General features: G+C 63.0%; 19 protein-coding genes. 6 read left to right on the top strand and 13 right to left on the bottom strand.

The genetic code is table 11. The annotated features are described in order from the left end of the window. Positions 1-392 precede the first annotated feature (392 nt). Complete coding sequence (locus GCN78_RS21760; RefSeq protein ID WP_152253559.1) at positions 393-4,208, bottom strand: SEL1-like repeat protein; 3,816 nt, start codon at positions 4,206-4,208, stop codon at positions 393-395. A 170-nt stretch (positions 4,209-4,378) separates the two neighbouring features. On the opposite strand from GCN78_RS21760, the gene GCN78_RS21755 reads away from it, so the two are divergent. The 4 genes from GCN78_RS21755 to GCN78_RS21740 all read left to right on the top strand — a co-directional run bounded on the left by GCN78_RS21755 (position 4,379) and on the right by GCN78_RS21740 (position 10,700). Next, positions 4,379-7,186, top strand: coding sequence for a valine--tRNA ligase (locus GCN78_RS21755; protein WP_152253558.1), 2,808 nt, complete (start codon positions 4,379-4,381; stop codon positions 7,184-7,186). A gap of 114 nt (positions 7,187-7,300) precedes the next feature. Beyond that, positions 7,301-7,756 (top strand): DUF2147 domain-containing protein, encoded by a 456-nt coding sequence (locus GCN78_RS21750; protein ID WP_152253557.1) that lies wholly within the window; start codon positions 7,301-7,303, stop codon positions 7,754-7,756. A gap of 273 nt (positions 7,757-8,029) precedes the next feature. Continuing rightward, positions 8,030-9,547: an ice-binding family protein gene (locus GCN78_RS21745; protein ID WP_152253556.1), complete on the top strand. Its 1,518-nt coding sequence runs from the start codon at positions 8,030-8,032 to the stop codon at positions 9,545-9,547. A 13-nt stretch (positions 9,548-9,560) separates the two neighbouring features. Further along, a complete protein-coding gene (locus tag GCN78_RS21740; protein WP_152253555.1) occupies positions 9,561-10,700 on the top strand; it encodes an OmpA family protein in 1,140 nt (379 codons plus the stop codon). 68 nt (positions 10,701-10,768) lie between these two features. Here the strand turns inward: GCN78_RS21740 and GCN78_RS21735 are convergent, their stop codons facing one another. The 11 genes from GCN78_RS21735 to tyrS form a co-directional block, all read right to left on the bottom strand. Next, positions 10,769-11,236 (bottom strand): YaiI/YqxD family protein, encoded by a 468-nt coding sequence (locus tag GCN78_RS21735; RefSeq protein ID WP_152253620.1) that lies wholly within the window; start codon positions 11,234-11,236, stop codon positions 10,769-10,771. Positions 11,237-11,268: 32 nt separating this feature from the next. Further along, the gene (ruvB, locus tag GCN78_RS21730; protein WP_152253554.1) at positions 11,269-12,324 is read right to left on the bottom strand and encodes a Holliday junction branch migration DNA helicase RuvB; all 1,056 of its coding nucleotides are present in this window, start codon (positions 12,322-12,324) and stop codon (positions 11,269-11,271) included. A gap of 6 nt (positions 12,325-12,330) precedes the next feature. Further along, on the bottom strand, positions 12,331-12,909 hold the full coding sequence (gene ruvA / locus GCN78_RS21725) for a Holliday junction branch migration protein RuvA (protein WP_034784779.1): 579 nt from the start codon (positions 12,907-12,909) through the stop codon (positions 12,331-12,333). A gap of 42 nt (positions 12,910-12,951) precedes the next feature. Then, the gene (gene ruvC, locus GCN78_RS21720) at positions 12,952-13,491 is read right to left on the bottom strand and encodes a crossover junction endodeoxyribonuclease RuvC (protein ID WP_152253553.1); all 540 of its coding nucleotides are present in this window, start codon (positions 13,489-13,491) and stop codon (positions 12,952-12,954) included. A gap of 99 nt (positions 13,492-13,590) precedes the next feature. Next, positions 13,591-15,177 carry a bifunctional phosphoribosylaminoimidazolecarboxamide formyltransferase/IMP cyclohydrolase gene (gene purH / locus GCN78_RS21715; RefSeq protein WP_152253552.1) on the bottom strand — a complete coding sequence of 529 codons (1,587 nt, stop codon included), beginning with the start codon at positions 15,175-15,177 and terminating at the stop codon, positions 13,591-13,593. A 102-nt stretch (positions 15,178-15,279) separates the two neighbouring features. Beyond that, positions 15,280-15,513, bottom strand: coding sequence for a helix-turn-helix domain-containing protein (locus GCN78_RS21710; protein ID WP_008445162.1), 234 nt, complete (start codon positions 15,511-15,513; stop codon positions 15,280-15,282). A 168-nt stretch (positions 15,514-15,681) separates the two neighbouring features. After that, entirely contained in the window at positions 15,682-16,734 is a 1,053-nt protein-coding gene (gene dusB / locus GCN78_RS21705) for a tRNA dihydrouridine synthase DusB (RefSeq protein ID WP_152253551.1), read from the bottom strand. A gap of 106 nt (positions 16,735-16,840) precedes the next feature. Further along, complete coding sequence (locus tag GCN78_RS21700; protein ID WP_152253550.1) at positions 16,841-17,485, bottom strand: histidine phosphatase family protein; 645 nt, start codon at positions 17,483-17,485, stop codon at positions 16,841-16,843. Between the two features lie 3 nt (positions 17,486-17,488). Next, positions 17,489-18,121, bottom strand: a complete 633-nt coding sequence (locus GCN78_RS21695; RefSeq protein WP_152253549.1) for a YbhB/YbcL family Raf kinase inhibitor-like protein — start codon at positions 18,119-18,121, stop codon at positions 17,489-17,491. Positions 18,122-18,252: 131 nt separating this feature from the next. Beyond that, positions 18,253-18,699, bottom strand: a complete 447-nt coding sequence (dtd, locus tag GCN78_RS21690) for a D-aminoacyl-tRNA deacylase (RefSeq protein WP_152253548.1) — start codon at positions 18,697-18,699, stop codon at positions 18,253-18,255. Further along, positions 18,696-19,961 (bottom strand): tyrosine--tRNA ligase, encoded by a 1,266-nt coding sequence (gene tyrS / locus GCN78_RS21685; RefSeq protein ID WP_152253547.1) that lies wholly within the window; start codon positions 19,959-19,961, stop codon positions 18,696-18,698. The genes dtd and tyrS overlap by 4 nt, the downstream gene beginning before the upstream one ends. Positions 19,962-20,115: 154 nt before the next feature. On the opposite strand from tyrS, the gene GCN78_RS21680 reads away from it, so the two are divergent. Together GCN78_RS21680 and GCN78_RS21675 are read left to right on the top strand one after the other, a co-directional pair. After that, entirely contained in the window at positions 20,116-21,483 is a 1,368-nt protein-coding gene (locus tag GCN78_RS21680) for a M23 family metallopeptidase (RefSeq protein WP_152253546.1), read from the top strand. A gap of 151 nt (positions 21,484-21,634) precedes the next feature. Then, positions 21,635-22,729 carry an anhydro-N-acetylmuramic acid kinase gene (locus tag GCN78_RS21675; protein WP_152253545.1) on the top strand — a complete coding sequence of 365 codons (1,095 nt, stop codon included), beginning with the start codon at positions 21,635-21,637 and terminating at the stop codon, positions 22,727-22,729. A gap of 165 nt (positions 22,730-22,894) precedes the next feature. Here the strand turns inward: GCN78_RS21675 and erpA are convergent, their stop codons facing one another. Further along, on the bottom strand, positions 22,895-23,257 hold the full coding sequence (gene erpA, locus GCN78_RS21670) for an iron-sulfur cluster insertion protein ErpA (protein ID WP_029496047.1): 363 nt from the start codon (positions 23,255-23,257) through the stop codon (positions 22,895-22,897). Positions 23,258-23,345: the final 88 nt, after the last annotated feature.

Here is a 23,345-nt window from a genome sequence, read left to right as displayed (position 1 = left end):
AACGACGCGCCGGACAAAAGATCCTGGCTAAGCTGTGGCGGCAGCGGCGTGCAATGGACGTGCCGCTTTGATTCCGCCGTGAATGGTGCACCGCTGGCGGTGCGCGTGGCTCAGGCGCACCGCCCGAAGGGGACGCGCTGAAGGTGGCTGGCATCGCGGATGCGCTGGCCTTGAGACGCGGACGAGTGTTGGATATGAAACATTGATACCACCGCGTCTGCTGGCGCCGTCCGCAAGGATGAGGCAGGAGGCGCCGAGGCCGGCATTATAGCATCGGCAGCGCCGTCATCCCCGTTCTGTTGCAGTAAAACGACTCGCCAGGCCGCCAAAACACGGGCTTACACCCCCCTCCCGATGCCGGGGCGGCCGCCATGCCCAGGCGACGGTCGCGCTTACTTCACCCTGTCGTACAACAGCATTTGCCCGTCGCGATCCCAGGCCAGTTTGCCATCCTCGATGCCGATGACGGCGTGGAAATCGCGCATGCCCGGGCGCGGCGGATACAGCGCAAAACGCAACAGGCCTTGCCGGGCCGGCAGCACCACCGTGGCCACGCCCGTTTCCGGATGGGACAGCGCCAGATGCCGTAGCGGCCCGGCAAACGGCACCGGCCACGGCTGCTTGCCGCTGACGCCTTTGGCGAACGCGGGCGCATCGCCCAGCGCCGCCAGGCCGATATCGGGCACGGCCTCGTTGCGGTATTCGACGATGATGCGGGCCGGGCCGGTGGTGGCATCGCCCGGGCGCGGCGGCAGCAACGCAAATGGCGCATCGGGCGATGCTCCATCGCCCTGCAGCAGCAGCGCGCCGTCCAGCACCGACCAGCGCCCCTGCGCCGCTTGCTCATCGACGCCATACACCATCCCGTAGCTGAAACGCCCGTCGGCGCGCAGGACGATCTGCGATGCGACCTCGGTCTTGCGCCCCAGCGCATAGCGCCCCGGCAAACGCTGTTGCAGCGCCAGGTCGGCAGCCTTGTCCTTGTGTACGGGCGCGGGCGCAACCGCGGCCGGCGGCACCCGCCAGCCACCGGCCGCCAGGATGACCAGCATGTCGTCGCGCCCGGCGGCGCGCAGCGCGCTCCAGTCCTGCGGCGCGAGCTGCCGCAGGCCGCCGGCCAGGCGCGGCAGGCGCGCGGCAAAGCGCTGGCCCAGCCAGCCGGCCAGTATGCCCCCCGGTTCGTCGGCAAAGGCGGTGATCAGGCGCGGCGCCATGGCGTGCTCGCACTGTTGCGGCGCGACAGCAAAACCCTGCTTGAGCAGCAAGTTCCAATACACGTCCGATGCGTTCATGACGATGTTGACCAGGTTCGACGTATCCGGCAGGCACACCTTGTCCAGCGGCAGCGTCGAGCCGCGCGTGACGAGGGCCAGCATATCGGCGTCGAGGCTGGCGGCGGCCAGGTCCAGCGCGCTGCCCCATGCGTGCTCCGTGCTTTCATCGATCCGCGCGCCGCGCGCGATGAACAGACGCACTGCCTCGGTCTCGCCGCTGACGATGGCCTGCTCCAGCGCGCTCTTCTGATTGGCGCCGCGCCAGTTCGGGTCGAGTCCCAGGTCCAGCAGAGGCAACAGCAGATCGGCGCGCCGCGCCCGCAGCGCCTGGCGCAGCACCGCCGCATCGCCCGGCGCGCGCCGCACGCCGTCGGCGCGCCGCAACATGCCGTGCTCCAGCAACAGCGGCGCCAGTGCGCGCTGCGGCGACGCCACGGCGAACATGGCGGCGCTATTGCTCAACTGGCTGGCCGGCAAGCCGGCCGCCAGCATCAGGCGTACCCGCTCGACGCCGGCCGCATCGCGCACGGAGCGCAGCGCCTCGTCCAGCGGCGACCACTTGAGGTCTGCTGGCGGCTGGCGCGCCGTGACGGCCGCCAGCAGCTGGGTCAGCACGGTATTGTTTTCCGGCGTCGGCTTCAGTTTCAGCGCCATCCGCAAGACGGGGAACTCGCCGCCCAGCGGATCGGCGCCCAGACCCAGCAGCAGCTTGACCATCGCCGCATCGCCATTTTCGACGGCCGCCAGCAAGGGGGGACGATAGCCATCGCTGACGGCGGGCGCGCCCAGCGCGGCCAGGCGGACGACCCAGTCGGGCCGCTGGCTGCGCACGGCATGCCACAGCAGCGTCTCCGTTTCCAGGTGCAGCGTATCGAGCGTCTTCAGTTCTCTCATGTGCCCCCCCTCGGCTGCGGGGCCGACTTGCGTCCACGGCATGCCGGGCATCACCAGTTGGCGCAGCACATCGTCGGACGCCGGCTCGTGCTTGTACATGGCGCGCATCGCGGCATCGAGCCAGCGGTCATTGCCTTTCGCATCATGCCGCGGCACGCGCTGCTTGAGCCAGTCCAGCGCGCCGGCGTTGCCCGCTTCGGCAGCGTAGGCGTACAGCGACTTGCCCTTGTCGTCGATCTCGGGCGTGGTGCCGGTGGCCAGCATTTTATCGAGCACTTCGGTGCCGCGCGTCAGGCCCAGCAAGCGGCTCCACAGCATGTCATCGGCCAGCGGCCGTTCGGCCGGCCTCACCGCGCCGTCTTTCGTCTTCTGAGCCTTGCGCAGCTCTGCCATGCGCTGGTCGCCCACCAGATACGGCAGGCCCGAACCCGCGTCCAGCAAGGCAATCATGTTCGCCGTACGCTCATCCGCGTCGAGCAATTCCGGCAGAACGCCCGCCGCTTCCTGCTGCAGCGCGTATTCCAGCGGCGCCAGCGTCTCGTTTCCGGCACCGTAATGCCGGACGTCGGCGCCATGGGCCAGCAACAGGCGCACCATCGCGGCATTGCCATACATGGCCGCCAGATGCAGGGGCGCGACGCTACTGCCCCCGGTGCCTTCAGCGACCGGCACGCCGCGCTGCAACAGCAGCGTCATCATGCGCAGCTTGGCCGGCAGCAGCGCGGCGTGCCGCTCGCGTTGCGCCTCGCGGTGCGCCCGCCGCTGCATCTGTCGCAGCAACTCATCGTCCAGACGCGGTTGCGCCTTCTGCCACGCCTGTTCCGCTTCGACCAGGCTGTAGGCGGGCAAGATCAAGACGTGCAGCAAGGTATTCTCGCCGCTCCGGTAGGCACCCGGCGAGGCGACGCCGGCGAGCAGCTTGCCAAAAGCGGCTTCATCGCCCTCGCTGGCGGCGTCGAACAGCGCGCTCACCTCGGGCGTCGGCGGCAGCTTGTCGCGCGCCTCGCGCACATAATGGATCACCCGTTCCATGCCGTGCACGGTAAGCTGCGGCAGCGGCATGCCCACCTTCCACGCCCGCGCCAGCTGGTCCGCTTCGGCGTTTTGCGCCGCATTCATCGCCTTTGCCCAGCCGGCCACGGCGGTGGAGGCCCCCGCTTCCCCGCTCGCCGCCGCCAGCTGGCTCAGCATGGAAGCGAGCACATAGTCCTGCGGCACGCCCCGATCCAGGCCGTACATCATGGCCAGCTGCAGCTGGGCCTTGGCATGGCCGCTTTCGGCGGCCTTGCGCAGCCAGCGGGCGGCCTCCTTTTCATCCAGGCCGTCCGCCCCGTTGCAGCACAGCATGCCCAGCTGGTAGGCTGCGTCCATGTCGCCGCCCTCGGCGGCGCGGCGGTACCAGTCCTGCGGCGAGCGCCGTCCCGTCTGCGACGTCGCCGGCAGGGATGCGCCGCGCTTCCAGCGACCGGCCAGGCGCACGGCCTCGTCGACCTGGTCCGGCGACATCGCGCGGCGGCGCGCCGGCAGATACGTCTCCAGTTCGGCCGCGCCCTTCCATTTCTTGTCTTGCAGCGCCAGCAGTCTGAGCGCATACGACACCACCTTGTCGGCCGGCACGCCTTCGCCCCGTTCATACATTTGCGCCAGTTGCGCCATCGGTTCGCCGGCGCCCTGCGACGCCAGACTGCGCAGCCAGGGCAGCGCGCGCGCGGGATTGCGCAGGCTGCCCGACCAGCTCGTATACAGGGAAACCAGTTCGTCCTGCGCAACGCGATCGCCGCCCTTGGCCGCCAGCAGATACCAGCGTCCGGCTTCGGCATCGCTGCGCGCCACGTCCGCACATCGCTCCTCGCCCAGGTAGATATCGCCGAGAACCTTTTGCGCCTTGATATTGCCGCCCAGCGCCGGTCCGCGCAGTTGCGCCACGGCATCGATGCAGCGCCCGCGCTGGAAAGCCGCCATTCCCTCAGGTACGCCGGCGCATGCTTCCCCGGCAGCCAATCCGACGCCGAGCACGGCCAATTGCCACAATTTCTTCATGATCTTCTGGACTTTCAAATAATGTTGCAAAGATGATAGCTTAGAAAAAATACAATGAAGCAATATTGCTCAATCGTGCGCGGCTTTTCAGCCCATCCAGGCCCGCTATTTGCTGCGCATGCTTTATGCACCCCTTATAATGGTTCCTTTTGCCAATCACACGCCAAATCATGGAATTAGCCAAGTCTTTCGAGCCCGCCGACATTGAACAATTCTGGCGCACCGAGTGGGAACAGCGCGGTTACTTCACCGCCACCCTCGATGCCGGAAAACCTTCCTTCAGCATCCAGTTGCCGCCGCCGAACGTCACCGGCACCCTGCACATGGGCCATGCGTTCAACCAGACCATCATGGATGGCCTGACCCGCTACCACCGCATGCTGGGCCACAACACGGCCTGGATTCCCGGCACCGACCACGCGGGTATCGCCACGCAAATCGTCGTGCAACGCCAGCTGGACGCGCAAAAGATTTCGCGCCATGACCTGGGCCGCGAGAAATTCGTGGAAAAAGTGTGGGAATGGAAAGAAAAATCCGGTTCCATCATCACCGGCCAGATGCGCCGCCTGGGCGCCTCGGCCGACTGGCAGCGCGAATACTTCACGATGGATGAACCGCGCTCGAAAGTCGTCACCGACGTCTTCGTGCGCCTGTTCGAGCAAGGCCTGATCTACCGCGGCAAACGCCTCGTCAACTGGGACCCCGTGCTGGGCACGGCTGTCTCGGACCTGGAAGTGGTGTCCGAGGAAGAAGACGGCTCCATGTGGTACATCAAGTACCCGCTGGCCGACGGCAGCGGCTTCCTGACGGTGGCCACCACCCGTCCTGAAACCATGCTGGGCGACGTGGCCGTGGCCGTCGATCCGACGGACGAGCGCTACACGGCGCTGGTGGGCAAGATGCTCAAACTGCCGCTGACGGACCGCGAAATCCCCATCATCGCCGACGAATACGTCGACAAGGAATTCGGCACGGGCTGCGTGAAGATTACGCCTGCGCACGACATGAACGATTACGCCGTGGGCCAACGCCATAAACTGGCGCAAATCGTCATCCTGACGCTGGACGCGAAGATCACGGACGACGCGCCGGCAGCGTACCGCGGCATGGACCGCTTCGCCGCGCGCAAGCAGATCGTCGCCGACCTGGACGCGCAAGGCTTGCTGGAGCAAGTCAAGCCGCACAAACTGATGGTGCCGCGCGGCGACCGCACGGGCGTCGTCATCGAGCCGATGCTGACGGACCAGTGGTTCGTCGCCATGAGCAAGCCGGCCCCGGAAGGCACTTTCTTCCCCGGCAAATCGATCGCGGAAACGGCGCTGGATAAAGTGGCCAGCGGCGAAATCAAGTTCGTGCCGGAAAACTGGAGCACCACCTACAACCAGTGGCTCAACAACATCCAGGACTGGTGCATCTCGCGCCAACTGTGGTGGGGCCATCAAATCCCGGCGTGGTACGACGACAAGGGCAATATCTTTGTTGCGAAAACGCAAGCCGAAGCGGAAGCCAAGGCGCTGGCCGCCGGCAGCACGGGCCCCTTGAAGCGCGACGACGACGTGCTCGACACGTGGTTCTCGTCCGCCCTGGTGCCGTTCTCGACCATGGGTTGGCCTGAAGAAACGCCGGACATGAAGGCCTTCCTGCCGTCGTCCGTGCTGGTGACGGGTTTCGACATCATCTTCTTCTGGGTCGCGCGCATGGTCATGATGACGGCGCACTTCACGGGCAAGGTGCCGTTTGAAACCGTCTACGTGCACGGCCTCGTGCGCGATTCGACAGGGCAGAAGATGTCCAAGTCGAAGGGCAACACGCTGGACCCGATCGACCTGATCGACGGCATCGACCTGGAAGGCTTGATCGTCAAGCGCACGACGGGCCTGATGAACCCGCGCGACGCGGAAAAGATCACCAAGGCGACGCGCAAGGAATTCCCGGAAGGCATTTCGGCCTACGGCACGGACGCCGTGCGCTTCACCATGGCCAGCTATGCCTCGCTGGGCCGCAACATCAATTTCGACCTGGGCCGCTGCGAAGGCTACCGCAACTTCTGCAACAAGATGTGGAACGCCACCCGTTTCGTCATGATGAATACGGAAGGCAAGGACTGCTCGCCGAACGAGGCCGACCTGTCGCAAGCGGACAAGTGGATCATCTCCCTGCTGCAAAAGGCGGAGCTGGACGTGGCCAAGGGCTTTGAAGACTTCCGTTTCGACAATATCGCCGCCACCATCTACAAATTCGTCTGGGACGAGTATTGCGACTGGTACCTGGAAGTGGCCAAGGTGCAAGTACAGCAAGGCACGGAAGGCCAGCAGCGCGCCACCCGCCACACCCTGCTGCGCGTGCTGGAAGTGGTGTTGCGCCTGGCCCATCCGATCATCCCCTTCGTCACGGAAGCGCTGTGGCAAACGGTGGCGCCGCTGGCCGGCAAGACGCTCAAGCCAGAGGGTGATTCGATCATGATGCAGCCGTACCCGATCGCCAACACCGACAAGATCGACGAGTCGGCCGAAGCGTGGATGCAGCAGCTGAAAGCGTTGACGGACGCGACGCGCAACCTGCGCGGCGAAATGCAGATCTCGCCTTCCGTGCGCGTGCCCCTGATCGTCGAGGCAGGCAATGCCAGCGAGAAAGAAGCGCTGGCGTCGTACGCACCGTACATCCAGTCGCTGGGCAAGCTGGCGGAAGTGCAGATCGTCGATGCGCTGCCGGACTCGCCAGCGGCCGTCGCCATCGTCGGCACCACCAAGCTGATGCTGAAAGTGGAAATCGACGTGGCCGCCGAACGCGAGCGTCTGGGCAAGGAAATCGCCCGCATTGAAGCGGAAATTGCCAAGGTCAACAGCAAATTGGGCAATGAAAGTTTCGTCGCGCGCGCCCCTGCCGCCATCGTTGCGCAAGAAAACGAGCGTTTGCTCAGTTTTTCGGCGACAATTGAAAAACTGCGCGAACAGTTTGCTAAACTAGCCAGCGCATAAGGCAAGTTTGGAAGGATTGCGCGGCGTCATCCGTGACGCCGCGCAGGATGGCTGGTCTTGCCTTGGTATATACACTGTTCGTGACCCGATCAAGAAAACCATTGGAGACTAGCAATGCATAAAATTTTCAAAGCAAGCGTACTGGTGGCCGCCCTGGCCATCGCCGGCAGCGCCGCCGCGCGCGATGACAACCACACCCCCGTCGGCACGTGGAAAACCATCGACGACGCCAGCGGCAAGCCGAAATCCCTCGTCGTCATCACGGAAAGCAACGGCGTCTTGCAAGGCAAGATCGACAAGCTGTTCCGTGGCCCGAACGAAGAGCAAAATCCCAAGTGCGACAAGTGCACGGGCGCCAACAAGGACCAGCCCATCGTCGGCCTGGTGATCCTGTCCGGCCTGAAATATGACGGCAAGGAATGGACCGGCGGCGAAATCATGGACCCGGCCAATGGCAAGACCTACAAGAGCAAGGCCGAACTGATTGAAGGCGGCACCAAGCTGAAAGTGCGCGGCTATGTCGGCGTGCCGATGTTTGGCCGCTCGCAGACGTGGGTGCGCGAAGAGTAAGCACCGTCCGCCCTGCCCTGTCGAAGCCGGCCCTGCGCCGGCTTTTTTGCGCCCTGCTGCGGCAAACCTGTTGTTTTCCAGGCCGAATTCCGCGCATTCGCGCGTATTTCCACATGCGGGCAAGCTAAGCGCGCCAGCGTACATACCTCCAGTTTCCTAAATGAAATAGTGCATGCCTGTGACGCCATCGCCTGTAGCGAAAAGCGGCATGGCTCTGCCGGATGACCTCATCCGCGGATGCCCGGCAATGATTGCCATGCACAAAGGAACTATATGAACCTCTTCAAGCGATATCTGAATCCGCTGCTCGTCTCGGCAGGTTTTCTGGCCCTGACCGCCCTGGCCGGTTGCGGCGGCGGCGACCAGGGACGCGATCCCATCCTCGGCTTGCCGGGCGCCACCCTGTCCAGTCTGGCCGTCACGCCAGCCACGGCCACGGTCGCCATCGGTGCCGGCCAGCAATTTACGGCCATCGCCACGTATAGCGACGGCTCCTCGCAAGACGTCAGCGCCAAGGCGGCCTGGACATCGGCCACGCCGGCCAATGCCACCGTCAATGCCGCCACGGGCTTGAGCAGCGGCATCGCTGTCGGCACTTCGAACGTTGCTGCCGCGTTCGGCGGCAAGAGCGCCAGCGCCGTGCTGACCGTCACGCCGGCAACCTTGCTGACTATCGCCGTTACGCCGCAAAACCCCGTCATTCCCGTCGCCGCGACGCGCCAGCTGGCCGTCCTTGCCACGTATTCGGATGGCAGCATTGTGAATGTCACGGCCGGCAGCAGCTTCGTTGCCGCCACGCCCGCTTTCGCCAGCGTCGCCAACGGCGGCCTCGTCACCGGCGTTGCCTTCGGTACCAGCGTCATGAATGCCAGCTTCAACGGCAAGACGGCCAGCACCACCGTCACCGTGCCTTCCGCCACCATCGTCAGCATCGCCGTCACGCCGGCCACCGCCAGCATCGCTGTCGGCACCCAGCAACAATTCATTGCCACCGCAACGTATTCGGATAGCTCGAACGCCATCATCACCGGCGGCGCCGCCTGGACCTCGGGCACCGTCGCCAATGCCACGGTATTGAACACGGGCGTCGCCACCGGCATCGCCGTCGGCACCAGCAACATCACGGCCACGGCCGGCGGCCAATCGGGCAGCGCGCTGTTGACCGTCACCGCCGTCGCCATCCCGCCCGTCCTGAACCCGATCGTCCTGGGTCGCGCTGCGCCATTCGGCGTGCTGGCCGGCACCTCGATCACCAACAATTCGGGCGGCACCACCCTGATCACGGGCGACGTCGGTGCGCCTTCGCAAACGGTCGATCCGACCCAGGCGGCAGGTTTTACCAACTACAAGTCGGGTGCCATCCTGGCCGGCGCCATGACGGATTTGCAAGCGGCGATCACGGACGGCAACAGCCGCACTTGCGACGTCAACTTTGCCGGCGGCATCGACCTCGGTGGCCAGACCTTCGGTCCCGGCGTGTATTGCTATGCGGGCGCCATCAGCATCACGGGGACGTTGACGTTGAACGGTCCCGGCGTGTATATCTTCCGCACGGCGCTGACGCTCGATTCGACCGTCAATTCGGTGGTTGCCCTGAACAACGGCGCCACCGCCGACAACGTCAGCTGGCTGCCCGTCGGCCCCACCACCCTGGCCGCGAACAGCGTCTTCAAGGGCAATATCCTGGGCCAGTCGGCCGCCATCACGGTGGGCGACAACACGACCCTGCTCAATGGCCGCGTGCTGACGGCTGCCGCCGTGACCCTGCGCAACAATCAGATCACCAAATAATCGGGACATGACCATGACTATCGCACACACACTGGGCGCCCTGAGCGTGATGACGGCCTCGCTGCTGGCAGCGCAAGCGGCGCAGGCGCAGGACAACACTTTCATCAACCCGGACTGGGCCAACAGCGCCTGGTACATCGGCGCGGGCGTGGGCCAGTCGCGCGCCACCATCGACGAGCCGCGCCTGCGCGCCAGCCTGGCCGCCAACGGTGAAACCGTCACCGGTTTCACCAAAGACCAGCGCGACACGGGCTATAAACTGTTTGTCGGCCGGCAACTGAACCAGTATGTCGCCGTGGAAGGCGGTTACTTCGACCTGGGCAAGTTCAATTTCCAGTCGGCCACCAGCGGCAATGGCGTACTCAACGGTGAAGCGGGCTTTCGCGGCGTGAACCTGGACTTGCTGGGCCAGCTGCCGCTGTCGCAGCGCCTGTCCCTGCTGGGCCGTGTCGGCATGCACTATACCAAGACCAACACGGAGTTCAGCGGCAACCGCCTGCTGGGCTCGACCAATACGCATGCCAGCGAGCGCAAGCTCAATGCCAAGCTGGGCCTGGGCCTGGAATACAAGTTCAGCGAAGCGCTGGCCCTGCGCGGCGAAGTCGAGCGTTATCGCTTGAACGACGCCGTGGGCAACCGTGGCGATGCGGACCTGTATTCCGTCAGCCTCGTGTATAAACTGGGCCGCCCGGCCAGCGCCACGCCGGCCTACCAGCCGGCACCCGAAGTCGCCCCAGTCGTCGCCATGCCGGCGCCGCTGATCGAAGCCAAGCCCGCGCCGGTGCCCGTGGCGGAAAAAGTGTCGTTTGCTTCCGAAGCGCTGTTTGATTTCGATCAATCGACGCTCAAGCCGCAAGGCAAGGCGGCACTGGACCAGCTGCTCGGTCAGTTGACGGGCATGGATCTGGAAGTCATCGTCACGGTCGGTCATACGGATGCCATCGGTTCCGACGCCTACAACCAGAAACTGTCGCAGCGCCGCGCCGAAGCCGTGAAGGCTTACCTGGTGGCGCAAGGCGTGGAAACGAGCCGCGTCTACACGGAAGGCAAGGGAGAAACGCAACCCGTAGCCGACAACACGACTGCCGCCGGCCGCGCCAAGAACCGCCGCGTGACGGTGGAAGTGGTGGGCACGAGAAAAGTCGCGCGTTAAGTTTCATGCGCACAAAAAAACCGGCTTGCGCCGGTTTTTTTTCGTCCACAGTTTTTTTCGTCCACCGCTTACTGCGCCGGGGTCCGCTTGCGGTGGTGCTTGCTCAAATGCCGGTCCAGGCTATTCGCGAACTGCTGCCGGTCGGACTGGCTGAAGGCGGCCGGGCCGCCCGTGTCCACGCCGCCGCTGCGCAATTCCTCCATGAAGGCGCGCATCGTCAGTTGCTGGGCGATATTGTCCTTCGTGTAAAACTCGCCGCGCGGATTGAGCGCATAGCCGCCCTTGGCCAGCACGTCGGCGGCCAGCGGGATGTCGCCCGTGATCACCAGGTCGCCAGGGTTGAGCAGGCGCACGATTTCCTGGTCCGCCACGTCGGCGCCGGACGGCACTTGCACGGTGCGGATGAAGCGCGACGGCGGCACGCGCAAGCCCTGGTTGGCCACCAGGGTGAGCGGCAACTCCAGGCGGTCGGCGACTCTGTACAAAATTTCCTTGATGACGACGGGACAGGCATCGGCGTCGATCCAGATCTGCATGCCCTCGATAGGCTGCTGGCTGCCGTCCGCCATCACAGTTCCCACGCTTCGCCGCTCGGGCCGATGCGCGGCGCGCTGACGCCGAAGTGCAGATAGGCGGCCGGTGTGGCGACCCGGCCACGCGGCGTGCGCTGCAGGAAACCTTGCTGTATCAGATACGGTTCCAGCACGTCTTCGATGGTATCGGCCGCTTCGCCGATGGCCGCCGCCAAATTCCCGATGCCGACGGGGCCGCCGCCGAACTTGAACAGCACGGCTTCGAGCAGCTTGCGGTCCATCACGTCGAAGCCGACGGAATCGACGTCGAGCATGGCCAGCGCGCGGTCGGCCACCACCTTGGTGATCTCGCCATTGCTTTTGACTTCCGCGAAATCGCGTACGCGGCGCAGCAAACGGTTGGCGATGCGGGGCGTGCCACGGGCGCGCTGGGCGATTTCATGCGCGCCTTCCGGGTCGATCGGCGCCTTCAGCAAGGCGGCGCTGCGCGTGACGATCTTCGTCAGCTCGCCCGTGTTGTAGAACTCCAGCCGCGCGACGATGCCGAAACGGTCGCGCAGCGGATTGGTCAGCATGCCGGCGCGCGTGGTGGCGCCCACCAATGTGAACGGTTGCAGGTCGAGCTTGACGGACCGGGCGGCCGGGCCTTCGCCGATCATGATATCGATCTGGTAATCTTCAAGGGCCGGATACAAGATCTCTTCCACGACGGGCGACAGCCGGTGGATTTCATCGATGAACAGGACGTCGTTCGCTTCCAGGTTGGTCAGGATCGCCGCCAGGTCGCCCGGGCGCTCCAGCACGGGGCCGGAGGTCTGGCGCAGATTGACGCCCATTTCGCGCGCGATGATGTGCGCCAGGGTCGTCTTGCCCAGGCCCGGCGGGCCGAACAGCAAGGTGTGGTCGAGCGCTTCCTTGCGCTGGCGCGCGGCCGTGATGAAGATCTCGAGCTGGTCGCGGATCTTTTCCTGCCCCACATACTCGTCGAGTTGCTTCGGGCGCAAGGCCCGTTCGATGGCCTCTTCGTTGTGCGAGATGGGGGCCGCGTCGATGATGCGCTGTTCCGTGAAGCTGTCGGTCTGGATGCTCATGCCCTATCAGCCTTTCGACAGCGCTTTCAGCGCCAGTTTGATGCCGTCCGAGACGCCGCTGCCTGCCGGCACGTTCTTCACGGCGGCCAGCGCTTCCTTGTCCGAATAGCCGAGCGCGACCAGCGCATTCAAGATGTCCGATTGGGCGTCCGGCGCCGCATGCGCGCCCAGCGGGCCAAGATCGGCACCGATCTTGCCCTTCAATTCCAGTAATAAACGTTCGGCCGTCTTCTTGCCGATGCCCGGCACTTTCACGAGGCGGCCGGAATCCTGCAGGGTGATTGCCTGCGCCAGGTCGGCGATCGTCATGCCGGACAGAATCGACAGCGCCATGCGCGCGCCCACGCCCGTGATCTTGATCAACTGGCGGAACACGGCCCGTTCGGCCGCATTGCCGAAGCCAAACAGCAGATGCGCATCTTCGCGGATGGCCTGGTGCGTGAACAGCACGACTTTTTCGCCCACGTGGGGCAAGTTGTAAAAAGTGCTCATCGGCACGTCGACTTCATAGCCGACGCCCTGGCAATCGACCAGCAATTGTGGCGGATTCTTTTCAAGCAAAATACCGGAGAGACGGCCTATCATCGCGTGTTCCTAATGTTGTGTATATATATGAGAGCCATGCAGCTATCCGACCAACCGGCCGCGCTTCATGCGCAGACCCTGCAATTGCGGTGCCAAGGCGCCGAGCATGGCCAGCGCATCGATGCTGTTGGCGTGGCAAATGGCCACGCCCAGGGCATCGGCCGCATCCGTGCCGGGCAAGCCGGGCAGTGACAACAGCCGCGACACCATTTCCTGTACCTGCTCCTTGGCCGCCTTGCCGTGGCCCGTGACGGCCTGTTTGACTTGCAGGGCCGTGTATTCAGCCACCGACAGGTCGGAATTGACCAGCGCGCAAATGGCCGCGCCGCGCGCCTGGCCCAGCAGCAAGGTCGATTGGGGATTGACGTTGACAAACACTTTTTCGATGGCCGCGCAGTCGGGCTGGTAGGTGCCGACGATTTCGCTCACGCCCCGCAAGATGACCTTCAGGCGCGGCGGCAATTCCCCTTCGGAACCCGTCTTGACGGTGCCCGACGCGATATAGCGCAGCTTGTTGCCGTGTTTTTCAATGACCCCAAAGCCGGTCGTGCGCAGGCCAGGATCGATGCCAAGAATAATCATCGCCAGATTCTATAATGAATACGGCAGGCACCGGTGAATAACCGGTGCCTGCCGCTGAGTTACTGCCGGCCGGGGTATTGAATCCCGGCCTGTTCCATATCAATGGCGGAAGTGACGCGTGCCTGTGTACAGCATAACGACACCGCGCTCGTCCGCCGCATCGATCACTTCCTGGTCGCGCATGGAGCCGCCCGGGTGGATGACGCAGGTCGCGCCCGCGTCGACGACGACGTCGAGGCCGTCGCGGAAGGGGAAGAAGGCGTCCGACGCCACCACGGAACCGGTCAGCGACAGGCCGGCGTTTTGCGCCTTGATCGAGGCGATGCGGGCCGAGTCGATGCGGCTCATCTGGCCAGCGCCCACGCCCAGGGTCATGTTATTGCCGCAGAAGACGATGGCGTTCGACTTGACGAATTTCGCCACTTTCCAGGCGAACATCAGGTCGGACAATTGCTGCGGCGTTGGCTGCAGCTTGCTGACGACGCGCAAGTCGCCGATACCGACGTTTTTCGCATCCGGCGATTGCACCAGCAGACCGCCACCGACGCGCTTGAAGTCCATGGCGTTGACGCCATTGCCCAGCGGGATTTCCAGCATGCGCACGTTTTGCTTGCTCGACAGAATCTGTTTCGCTTCCGCCGAGAACGACGGGGCGATCAGCACTTCGACGAACAGCTTGGCGATCTCGCCGGCGGTGGCGCCGTCCAGTTCGGTATTAAACGCGATGATGCCGCCAAAGGCCGAGGTCGGGTCCGTCTGCAGGGCGCGCGCATACGCTTCCGCCGCATTCTTGCCCAGGGCTACGCCGCATGGGTTCGCGTGCTTGACGATGACGCAGGCAGCGCTTTGCTCGAAGCCGCCCATGCTCTTCACGCATTCCCAGGCCGCATCGGCATCGGCGATGTTGTTGTACGACAATTCCTTGCCTTGCAGCTGGCGGTAGTTGGCCAGCGCGCCATCGATGGTGACGAGGTCGCGGTAGAAGGCGGCGCTCTGGTGCGGGTTTTCACCGTAGCGCATGTCTTGCACTTTTTCAAAGGCCACGTTGAGCACTTGCGGATAGGCGCCGCGCTCGGCGTGCACCTTCGTCGGGCCCAGGCTGGTCAGGTAATTGGTGATGGCGCCATCGTATTGCGCCGTGTGCGCAAAGACTTTTTTCGCCAGCATGAACTTGGTGTCGTAGCTGACGTCGCCCGCCTTGCCGTCGACCGAGCGCATTTCCGCCAGCACCGCGTCGTAGTCGCTCGGATCGCAGATGACGACCACGTCCTTGTGGTTCTTGGCAGCCGAACGCAGCATGGTCGGGCCGCCGATATCGATGTTTTCGATCGCATCTTCCAGCGTGCAATCAGCCTTGGCCACCGTGCCCTGGAACGGGTACAGGTTGACCACCACCATGTCGATGGTCGGCATGTCGTGCTCGACCAGTTTCGACATGTGCTCAGGGAAATCGCGGCGCGCCAGGATACCGCCGTGCACTTTCGGGTGCAGGGTCTTCACACGGCCATCGAGCATCTCCGGGAAACCCGTGTAATCGGCAACTTCCGTGACAGGAACACCGTTGTCTGCCAGCAATTTGGCGGTGCCGCCGGTGGACAGGAGGTTGACGCCGAGGGCGGACAGGGCGCGGGCGAATTCGAGAACGCCGGTCTTGTCGGAAACGGAGAGGAGAGCTTGTTTGATCATGGCTGTGGCTAGGTGGTTAAGTGTTCTTGGCGAATGGCGCCGCTCAGTCGTCTGGCTGAGGCGGCGGCGGATTCAAATCTTGGCGTCACTTGCATGCCGGCATTACAGCAAACCGTGCTCCTGCAATTTCTTGCGCAGGGTGTTGCGGTTGATGCCCAGCATCTGCGCGGCGTGCGACTGGTTGCCATCGGCGCGTGTCATCACGACTTCCAGGATGGGTTTTTCCACGGTCAGCACGACCATGTCGTAGATATTCGATGCTTGCTGTTCGCCCAGGTCATTGAAGTAATCTTCTAGACTTTTCTGTACGACTTCCTGAATGCTTTCTTTGCTCATTTGTATGCTTCAACCGGCTGAACACCTGGCAATCCGACGCCGCGCCGCTGATGCGGTCCGCGCGCTGTCCTGCTGCCTCGGTGTTGTAATTAATATTGCATGACGCTCTGTATAGGCGCTCGCCCTTGTACTGCTGGTCACTGACTTATGCTGCTTGTTGCTATCTGCTCATGCTGCCGTGGCCGCAGGTTCGATCACATCGATCAGGCCACTTTCACTGGATTCGGAGAGGCGGTATTGTAACCGTTCGCCAAATTTCCATTGCGACTCAAAAAATTGATCGACGGCCTGCAACTGCGCCTCCGTCGACTCGAGCAAGTTCATTTGCTGCCGGAACGCTTCACCGCCTTCCAGATCCTTGACGTACCAGCCGATGTGCTTGCGCGCCGTGCGCACGCCGAGGAATTCACCGTAAAACGCGTAATGGGCGCGCAAATGCTCGTCCATCAGGGTGCGTACTTCATCCACATACGGCGCCGGCAATAAGGTGCCGGTGCGCAGGAAATGGTCGATCTCGCGGCAAATCCACGGCCTACCCTGCGCCGCGCGACCGATCATGACGGCATCGGCGCCCGTTTGATCGAGCACAAAGCGGGCCTTTTCCGGGCTGGTAATGTCGCCATTGGCCACCACGGGGATGCCCACCGATGCTTTCACAGCGGCAATAGTTTCATATTCGGCATCGCCCTTGTAGCCATCGGCGCGCGTGCGGCCGTGCAAAGTCAGCATCTGGATGCCGGCTTGCTCGGCGATGCGGGCAATTTTCAGAGCGTTCTTGTTTTCACGGTTCCAGCCCGTGCGAAATTTCAGGGTGACGGGCACGTCGACGGCATTGACGACGGCGTGCAAAATCTTTTCGACCAGGCTTTCGTTTTGCAACAGGGCCGAACCGCACCAGCTGTTGCACACCTTCTTCACGGGGCAACCCATGTTGATGTCGATGATCTGCGCGCCCCGGTCCACGTTGAACTTGGCGCAATCGGCCAGGTCTTGCGGATCGGCGCCGGCGATCTGCACGGCCTTCGGCTCCATTTCACCGTCGTGGTCCGTGCGGCGCGTGCTTTTTTCCGTCGCCCACAGGCGCGGATTCGACGCCGCCATCTCCGACACGGCATAGCCTGCCCCCAATTGTTTGCACAACTGGCGGAAAGGCCGATCCGTCACGCCGGCCATGGGAGCGACGAAAACGTTGTTGCGCAGAATGTGAGGGCCGATTTGCACTGAAGAACCTGGACGGGACGGAGGAACCTGCTATTTTAACCGATTCCCTGCCTAATTAATAAGCACTATTTTTTGGCTCAGTGCGTCAGAGCGGCAATCGCGCCGCTTAGCCCAGCTCGTCCATCGCGGGCGCGCTCAGATGTTCGATATTTCCCCAGTGCACTAAATGCAACTTGCCGTCGGCATACGAAAAGCGGTTGACGCTGGCATTTTTCACCTGGAAGTCGCGCGGACTGTCGAGCGTCATGCCGACCGCCTCGCGGTAGGCGCACTCGAGCACGCCGCCATGGGCCACGATGGCGATCGTCTGGCCGTCATATTCCCGGCCCCAGCGGGCGATGGCGCCATTCGCGCGCGCATAGAACTGGCGAAAACTCTCGGCCTCGCGTTCGCCCGACGGCATCACGGCGTCGATCTGACGCGATTGCCACTGCGCATACTCATGCGGGTAGCGCGCCGCGATGTCGGCATACAGCAAGCCTTCGAAAGCGCCATAGCAGCGCTCGCGCAGCAAGGGATCCGTCTGCACGGGCAGCTTGTTCACGTCGGCCACGGCTTGCGCCGTCTGCTGCGCGCGCTGCAGATCGCTGGCGATGATGGCGGCCAGCGGTTCGTCCGCCAGCGCCTGCCCCAGCGCCCCCGCTTGCGCCAGGCCCGCCTCGTTCAGGGCGATGTCGATATGGCCCTGCAGGCGGCGGCCCGCATTCCAGGCCGTCTCGCCATGGCGTATCAGTAAAATCGTGGTGCTCATGCGTTATTTCTTCAGAGTAAGTGCCAACTCGGGATTGAGCGAATAGGCAACGACGAGCTGGGCTTCGTCGAGGATGTGGCCGTACAGGGCGGCATGCGCTTGCTGCCCCGTAAAACGCTCGGGCAAGGCCAGCTGCGGCACGTCGAGCGCATACAGGCGGAAAATGTAGTGGTGGATGCGCTCGTCATTCCACGGCGGGCACGGGCCATCGTAGCCGTAATAGTCGCCAGCCATGTCCGGGTCGGCGGCAAACCAGCCCGTGTAGTCATTGATGCCCTGGCGCAACCCGGTAGCGGCAGGCTTGCCGCGCGGCGTAATGCCGCTGGAAAACTCTCCGGCGGCAATCAGCCGCATGGCCGGCGGCAAGTCAAGCAAGCTCCAGTGATAAAAGTCGCCGCGCAGCGCCGTCAGCGGCAGGGACTGATCGTCGCGGTTGGCCAGGCTGGCGTCTTGCGGCGCATCGGGGTCGATGCAGAACAGGGCCAGCGACTCGGTGCCGTTCGGCACCTCGTCCCAGGCCAGATGGGGATTGCGGTTGCCGGCGAGGCGCACGCGGCTGGCCGGATCGATCTCGGCAAAGGCATACTCGGCCGGCATCAGGCCGCCATCACGAAACGTCTCGCTCCACAATTTCATCGTTTGCTCCTCTTTATAATTATTATTTCAATAATAAACCGTAGCGAGCGGCAACCAGTTGTGGCCGAGAAGCGCAACTGTGCTGAAGCACAGTGAGCATCGCAGGCCGCAAATGGCGACGCGCAGTAGGTTTACTTCGCGTTCACTTGCAGCCAGAACGTGACGGGGCCGTCGTTCGTCAGCGACACCTGCATGTCGGCGCCGAACTGCCCCGTTTGCACGGTCGCATGGCGGCTGCGCGCCTGCTCCACGAAATGCGAAAACAGGCGCAAGCCGTCCTGCGGCGCGGCCGCCGGCGTGAACGACGGTCGCGTGCCGGACTTGGTGTCGGCCGCCAAGGTGAACTGCGGCACCAGCAGCAAGCCGCCAGCCACGTCCGTCACGCTGCGGTTCATCTTGCCGGCGTCATCGGCAAACACGCGGTAGCCGAGCAGCTTGGTCAGCAGGGCGTCCGCTTCCTTCTCCGTATCGCCCCGTTCGGCACACACGAGCACCATCAGGCCGGCGTCGATGGCGCCGACGGTGGCGCCGCCGACGTCGACTTTCGCCTGCGTAACGCGCTGCAGCAGCGCGATCATGCCGTCAAGGTGACGCGCGCGAAACTGCGCTTGCCAACTTGCAACACGAACTGACCGGCTTCCACTTGCAAGCCCTTGTCGCTGATCACGGTGCCGTCGATGCGCACGCCGCCCTGGTCGATCTTGCGCATGGCTTCCGACGTCGATGGGCACAGGCCCGCCTGTTTCAGCAGTTGCGGGATGCCCAGCGGGGCGCCGGCCAAGGTCACTTCCGGGATATCGTCGGGAATGCCACCCTTCGAGCGGTTGACGAAGTCGGCCAGCGCATCTTCGGCCGCCTGCTGCGAGTGGAAACGGGCGACGATTTCTTGCGCCAGCGCAACCTTGGCATCGCGCGGATTGCGGCCTTCCTCGACTTCGCGCTTCAGTTGCGCCAGTTCGGCGATCGAGCGCCACGACAGCAGCTCGTAGTAGCGCCACATCATGACGTCGGAAATGCTCATCAGCTTGGCAAACATGGTGTTGCCCGGTTCCGTGATGCCGATGTAGTTATTCTTCGACTTGGACATTTTTTCCACGCCATCCAAACCTTCCAGCAGAGGCATGGTCAAAATACACTGCTGCTCCTGTCCGTACTGCTTTTGCAGTTCGCGGCCCACCAGCAGGTTGAACTTCTGGTCCGTGCCGCCCAGTTCCAGGTCCGACTTCAGGGCCACCGAGTCATAGCCCTGCATCAGCGGGTACAGGAATTCATGCACGGAAATAGGAATGCCGCCCTGGAAACGCTTGGTGAAGTCGTCGCGCTCGATCATGCGCGCCACCGTGTAGTGGGAAGCGAGCTGGATGATGCCGCGCGCGCCCAGCGGATCGCACCATTCGGAGTTATAGCGGATTTCGGTCTTGCTGGCGTCCAACACTAAAGATGCTTGCGCGAAATACGTCATCGCGTTAATCTCGATCTGTTCCTTGGTCAGGGGCGGACGCGTGACATTGCGGCCCGAAGGGTCGCCGATCATGGACGTGAAGTCGCCAATGAGGAAAATGACTTGATGGCCGAGGTTTTGCAACTGGCGCATCTTGTTCAGCACGACAGTATGGCCCAGATGCAAGTCGGGTGCGGTCGGGTCCAGGCCCAGTTTGATGCGCAGTGGAACACCGGTTTTCTCGGAACGCGCTAATTTTTGCGCAAATTCGCTTTCGATCAAGAGTTCGTCGACGCCACGCTTGGTAATCGCGAGGGCTTCTTGTACTCTGTCCGACAGCGGAAGCGCGGTCTGAGCGGCGTTAGCCTTTGTAGGCGATGCGGTGGTGTTGATTTCCATAAAATTTGACTGTAGATCTCAAAATGGTAGTAGGTTTGCGGAGTTTGCTATAATGCTCGATCCCATCAATCTTGCCGTATGAAAACGAACCAAAATAACAATAACAAAGAGCACTAGTTCACGAATCGTTCAAGGGCAAATTTTAACTGATTGCATGAACCCTATACATAAAATCACAGGCTCACGCTTGTACACACAGCTGACGACGACACGCAAGGCACGCATTATCGGTGCCTCCGCAGTGCTGCTCGCCGTGGCCGCCTTCGGCGCGGTCGCTGTGTCGCCCATGGCGCCCGACGCATCGGACTTGCCGGTGACGTCCATCGCCCAGAACCTGGAAATGCCTGATCTCGCCTCGCAAATTTCCGCGATGGAACAGGTAGACCAGAATTTCACCCACGAAGAAAAAGTCCGCGCTGGCGATACCCTCGCCACCCTGCTGACCCGTCTCGGCGTGGATGATCCGGCGGCCGCCAATTTCATTAAAACCGACAAGATCGCGCGCGGCGTGATGTTGCTGAAATCGGGCAAGCGCGTGCAAGCGCAAACGACCGAAAACGGCGACCTCAACTGGATGCGCGCCACGCTCGTCGACGGCACCGACAAATCGGTCAAGAACATCCTGATCACCCGCAAGGGCGACAAGTTCGTGGCCACGGAAGTGGCAGCCCAGCTGGAACGCCGCGTTGAAATGCACGCGCGCAAGATTACTTCCACCCTGTTCGCCGCCACCGACTCCAGCCTGGACGGCACCCGCCTGCCAGACTCGATTTCCGCGCAAATCGTGGAAATGTTCTCCACCAATATCGACTTCCGCTCCGACCTGAAACGCGGCGACTCGTTCAATGTTGTCTACGAAACATTCTGGCAAGATGGCGAATTTGTCCGAGCGGGCCGCATCCTGGCCGGTGAATTCACCAACCGCGGCACGACTTACCAGTCCGTTTGGTTCGAAGACCCAGCCAGCAAGCAAGGCGGCGGTTACTACAGTTTCGACGGCAAGTCCCTCAAAAAAGCCTTCCTGAAATCCCCCCTCGAATTCTCCCGCATCTCGTCCGGCTTCTCCATGCGCGTGCACCCGATTTCCGGCAACTGGAAAGCGCACAAGGGCATCGATTTCGCCGCAGCAACGGGCACCCCTATCCGCGCCTCGGGCGACGGCGTGGTCGATTCCGTCGGCATGCAAAATGGCTATGGTAATGTTGTTGTCCTGAAACACTGGGCCAACTACACCACCGCCTACGCTCACATGAGCCGCTTCGCTTCGGGCCTGAAAAAAGGTCAAAAAGTGAGCCAGGGCGATGTGATCGGCTACGTCGGCACCACCGGCTGGTCGACGGGCGCCCATTTGCACTATGAATTCCGCGTTGGCGGCGTGGCGCAAGACCCAAGCAAACTGAACGTACAAGCCCAGGCGCCATTGACGGCCGCCGAGCTGAGCCGCTTCCGCATGGTGTCGGCTGACATGATGCACCGCTTCACCCTGCTGCGTCCGAACGACACGGCACTGGCGTCGCGCTAAGCAACTCTGCCTTCGGGCAACAGGCACCGCCCATGCAGATGGCCGGTGCCTTTGTTTTGTCCCGCGCGCTTTTGTTTTTTCTGCGCGCTTTTGCGTACGGCACAAATGCGGCACAATGCACTTCTTCACTGACGCATTCAAGGAACACCCCATGCTGTATATCGGTTTGATGTCGGGCACCAGCCTGGACGGCGTTGACGGCGCGCTGGTCGACTTTTCCGACGATGGCGGCACGCGCAGCCTGGGCGATGCGTACATTCCCTTTCCCGCCAGCCTGCGCGACGACCTGATGGACTTGCAAAGTGCCGGCCAGAATGAAATCGAACGCGAAGCACTGGCGGCCAATCAACTCGTGCGCCATTATGCCGACTGCGTCGCCCTGCTATTGAACAATGCGGGCATCGGTGCCGACGCCATCACCGCCATCGGCGCGCATGGCCAGACCATCCGCCACCGCCCCGAACTGGGCTTTACGCGCCAGCTGAACAACCCGGCCCTGCTGGCGGAACTGACGGGCATCGACGTCATCGCCGACTTGCGCAGCCGCGACGTGGCGGCCGGCGGCCAGGGCGCGCCGCTGGTGCCCGCTTTTCACCAGGCCATCTTCAATTTGCCCGGCCACACGCGCGTGCTGGCCAATATCGGCGGCATCGGCAATATCAGCGTGCTGCACGCGGACGGCACGGTGACCGGCTACGACACGGGCCCCGGCAATGCGCTGATGGATGGCTGGGTCTTGCAACACCTGGGTCAGCCGTACGACGCCAACGGCGCCTGGGCCGCCACGGGCCAAGTCATCCCCGCCCTGCTGGCGGAGTTGCTCAATGAAGCGTATTTTGACTTGCCGGCACCGAAAAGCACGGGGCGCGACCTGTTCCATGCCGACTGGCTGAGCACCAAGCTGGCCAGGCATCCGGGCGCCCAGCCTGCCGACGTGCAGGCGACGCTGACGCAGCTGACGGCCGCCAGCCTGGCGCAGGCCATCCTGCGCGATGGCGCGCAGGCGGAAACCGTGTATGTGTGTGGCGGGGGAGCGCGGAACGCCAGCCTGATGGCGGCGCTGGCCGCTGAATTGCCGGGCATGGCGGTGGAATCTACCGCAGCGCTGGGCGTGGCGCCCAGCCAGGTCGAAGCCTTGGCATTCGCCTGGCTGGCCTGGCGTTTTAACCAGCGCAAGCCGGGCAACTTGCCGGCCGTGACGGGTGCGCAGGGCTTACGCGTACTGGGCGCGCTGTACCCGCGCTGAGCCGGCGTAGAAACACAAATAGCGGATCAACGATCCGCTATTCTTATATTACGCCTGCAAACTGGCGCGCGTAAAAAACGTTCAGGGCAAGGCGCATTGCCGAAGACAGTACGAATAGTACGGCGAGGCAATGCAACGCCGCCATGGACGTTTTCTCAGGTGTGCTTATACCGAGAAAGACGAACCGCAACCGCAGGTCGACGTCGCTGTCGGATTCTTGATCACGAACTGCGCACCTTCCAGGTCATCCTTGTAGTCGATTTCCGCGCCGACCAGGTACTGGTAGCTCATGGAATCGATCAACAGCTGGACGCCGTTCTTGACCATGGTGGTGTCATCTTCGTTGACGATTTCGTCGAAGGTGAAACCGTACTGGAAGCCGGAACAGCCGCCGCCCTGCACGAAGACGCGCAATTTCAGGTCGGGATTGCCTTCTTCTTCGATCAGCTGCGCGACTTTTTCGGCAGCGCTATCGGTAAAGATAATAGGGGAAGGGATCACATCTTGCATTTCAGCGACGGCATTCATATCAGGCACTCCTACTAGAAAACATTAAGTCATTATAGACTGTTGGCGCAACTCGCGCTGCGGCCGCCGCTGGCGCGGCTGGCCGGTG

Source organism: Janthinobacterium rivuli, assembly GCF_009208735.1.
In the GTDB taxonomy this organism is placed as follows: Bacteria; Pseudomonadota; Gammaproteobacteria; order Burkholderiales; family Burkholderiaceae_D; genus Janthinobacterium.
The sequence above is the reverse complement of the archived record's forward strand: the minus strand, read 5'-3'. Positions and strand labels throughout refer to the sequence as shown.

What these genes read in the sequence shown, in the direction of transcription:
- GCN78_RS21760 (WP_152253559.1), bottom strand. Translation starts at nt 4,208, where the DNA reads ATGAAGAAATTGTGGCAATTGGCCGTGCTCGGCGTCGGATTGGCTGCC.
- GCN78_RS21755 (WP_152253558.1), top strand. Translation starts at nt 4,379, where the DNA reads ATGGAATTAGCCAAGTCTTTCGAGCCCGCCGACATTGAACAATTCTGG.
- GCN78_RS21750 (WP_152253557.1), top strand. Translation starts at nt 7,301, where the DNA reads ATGCATAAAATTTTCAAAGCAAGCGTACTGGTGGCCGCCCTGGCCATC.
- GCN78_RS21745 (WP_152253556.1), top strand. Translation starts at nt 8,030, where the DNA reads ATGAACCTCTTCAAGCGATATCTGAATCCGCTGCTCGTCTCGGCAGGT.
- GCN78_RS21740 (WP_152253555.1), top strand. Translation starts at nt 9,561, where the DNA reads ATGACTATCGCACACACACTGGGCGCCCTGAGCGTGATGACGGCCTCG.
- GCN78_RS21735 (WP_152253620.1), bottom strand. Translation starts at nt 11,236, where the DNA reads ATGCAGATCTGGATCGACGCCGATGCCTGTCCCGTCGTCATCAAGGAA.
- ruvB (WP_152253554.1), bottom strand. Translation starts at nt 12,324, where the DNA reads ATGAGCATCCAGACCGACAGCTTCACGGAACAGCGCATCATCGACGCG.
- ruvA (WP_034784779.1), bottom strand. Translation starts at nt 12,909, where the DNA reads ATGATAGGCCGTCTCTCCGGTATTTTGCTTGAAAAGAATCCGCCACAA.
- ruvC (WP_152253553.1), bottom strand. Translation starts at nt 13,491, where the DNA reads ATGATTATTCTTGGCATCGATCCTGGCCTGCGCACGACCGGCTTTGGG.
- purH (WP_152253552.1), bottom strand. Translation starts at nt 15,177, where the DNA reads ATGATCAAACAAGCTCTCCTCTCCGTTTCCGACAAGACCGGCGTTCTC.
- GCN78_RS21710 (WP_008445162.1), bottom strand. Translation starts at nt 15,513, where the DNA reads ATGAGCAAAGAAAGCATTCAGGAAGTCGTACAGAAAAGTCTAGAAGAT.
- GCN78_RS21700 (WP_152253550.1), bottom strand. Translation starts at nt 17,485, where the DNA reads ATGAGCACCACGATTTTACTGATACGCCATGGCGAGACGGCCTGGAAT.
- GCN78_RS21695 (WP_152253549.1), bottom strand. Translation starts at nt 18,121, where the DNA reads ATGAAATTGTGGAGCGAGACGTTTCGTGATGGCGGCCTGATGCCGGCC.
- dtd (WP_152253548.1), bottom strand. Translation starts at nt 18,699, where the DNA reads ATGATCGCGCTGCTGCAGCGCGTTACGCAGGCGAAAGTCGACGTCGGC.
- tyrS (WP_152253547.1), bottom strand. Translation starts at nt 19,961, where the DNA reads ATGGAAATCAACACCACCGCATCGCCTACAAAGGCTAACGCCGCTCAG.
- GCN78_RS21680 (WP_152253546.1), top strand. Translation starts at nt 20,116, where the DNA reads ATGAACCCTATACATAAAATCACAGGCTCACGCTTGTACACACAGCTG.
- GCN78_RS21675 (WP_152253545.1), top strand. Translation starts at nt 21,635, where the DNA reads ATGCTGTATATCGGTTTGATGTCGGGCACCAGCCTGGACGGCGTTGAC.
- erpA (WP_029496047.1), bottom strand. Translation starts at nt 23,257, where the DNA reads ATGAATGCCGTCGCTGAAATGCAAGATGTGATCCCTTCCCCTATTATC.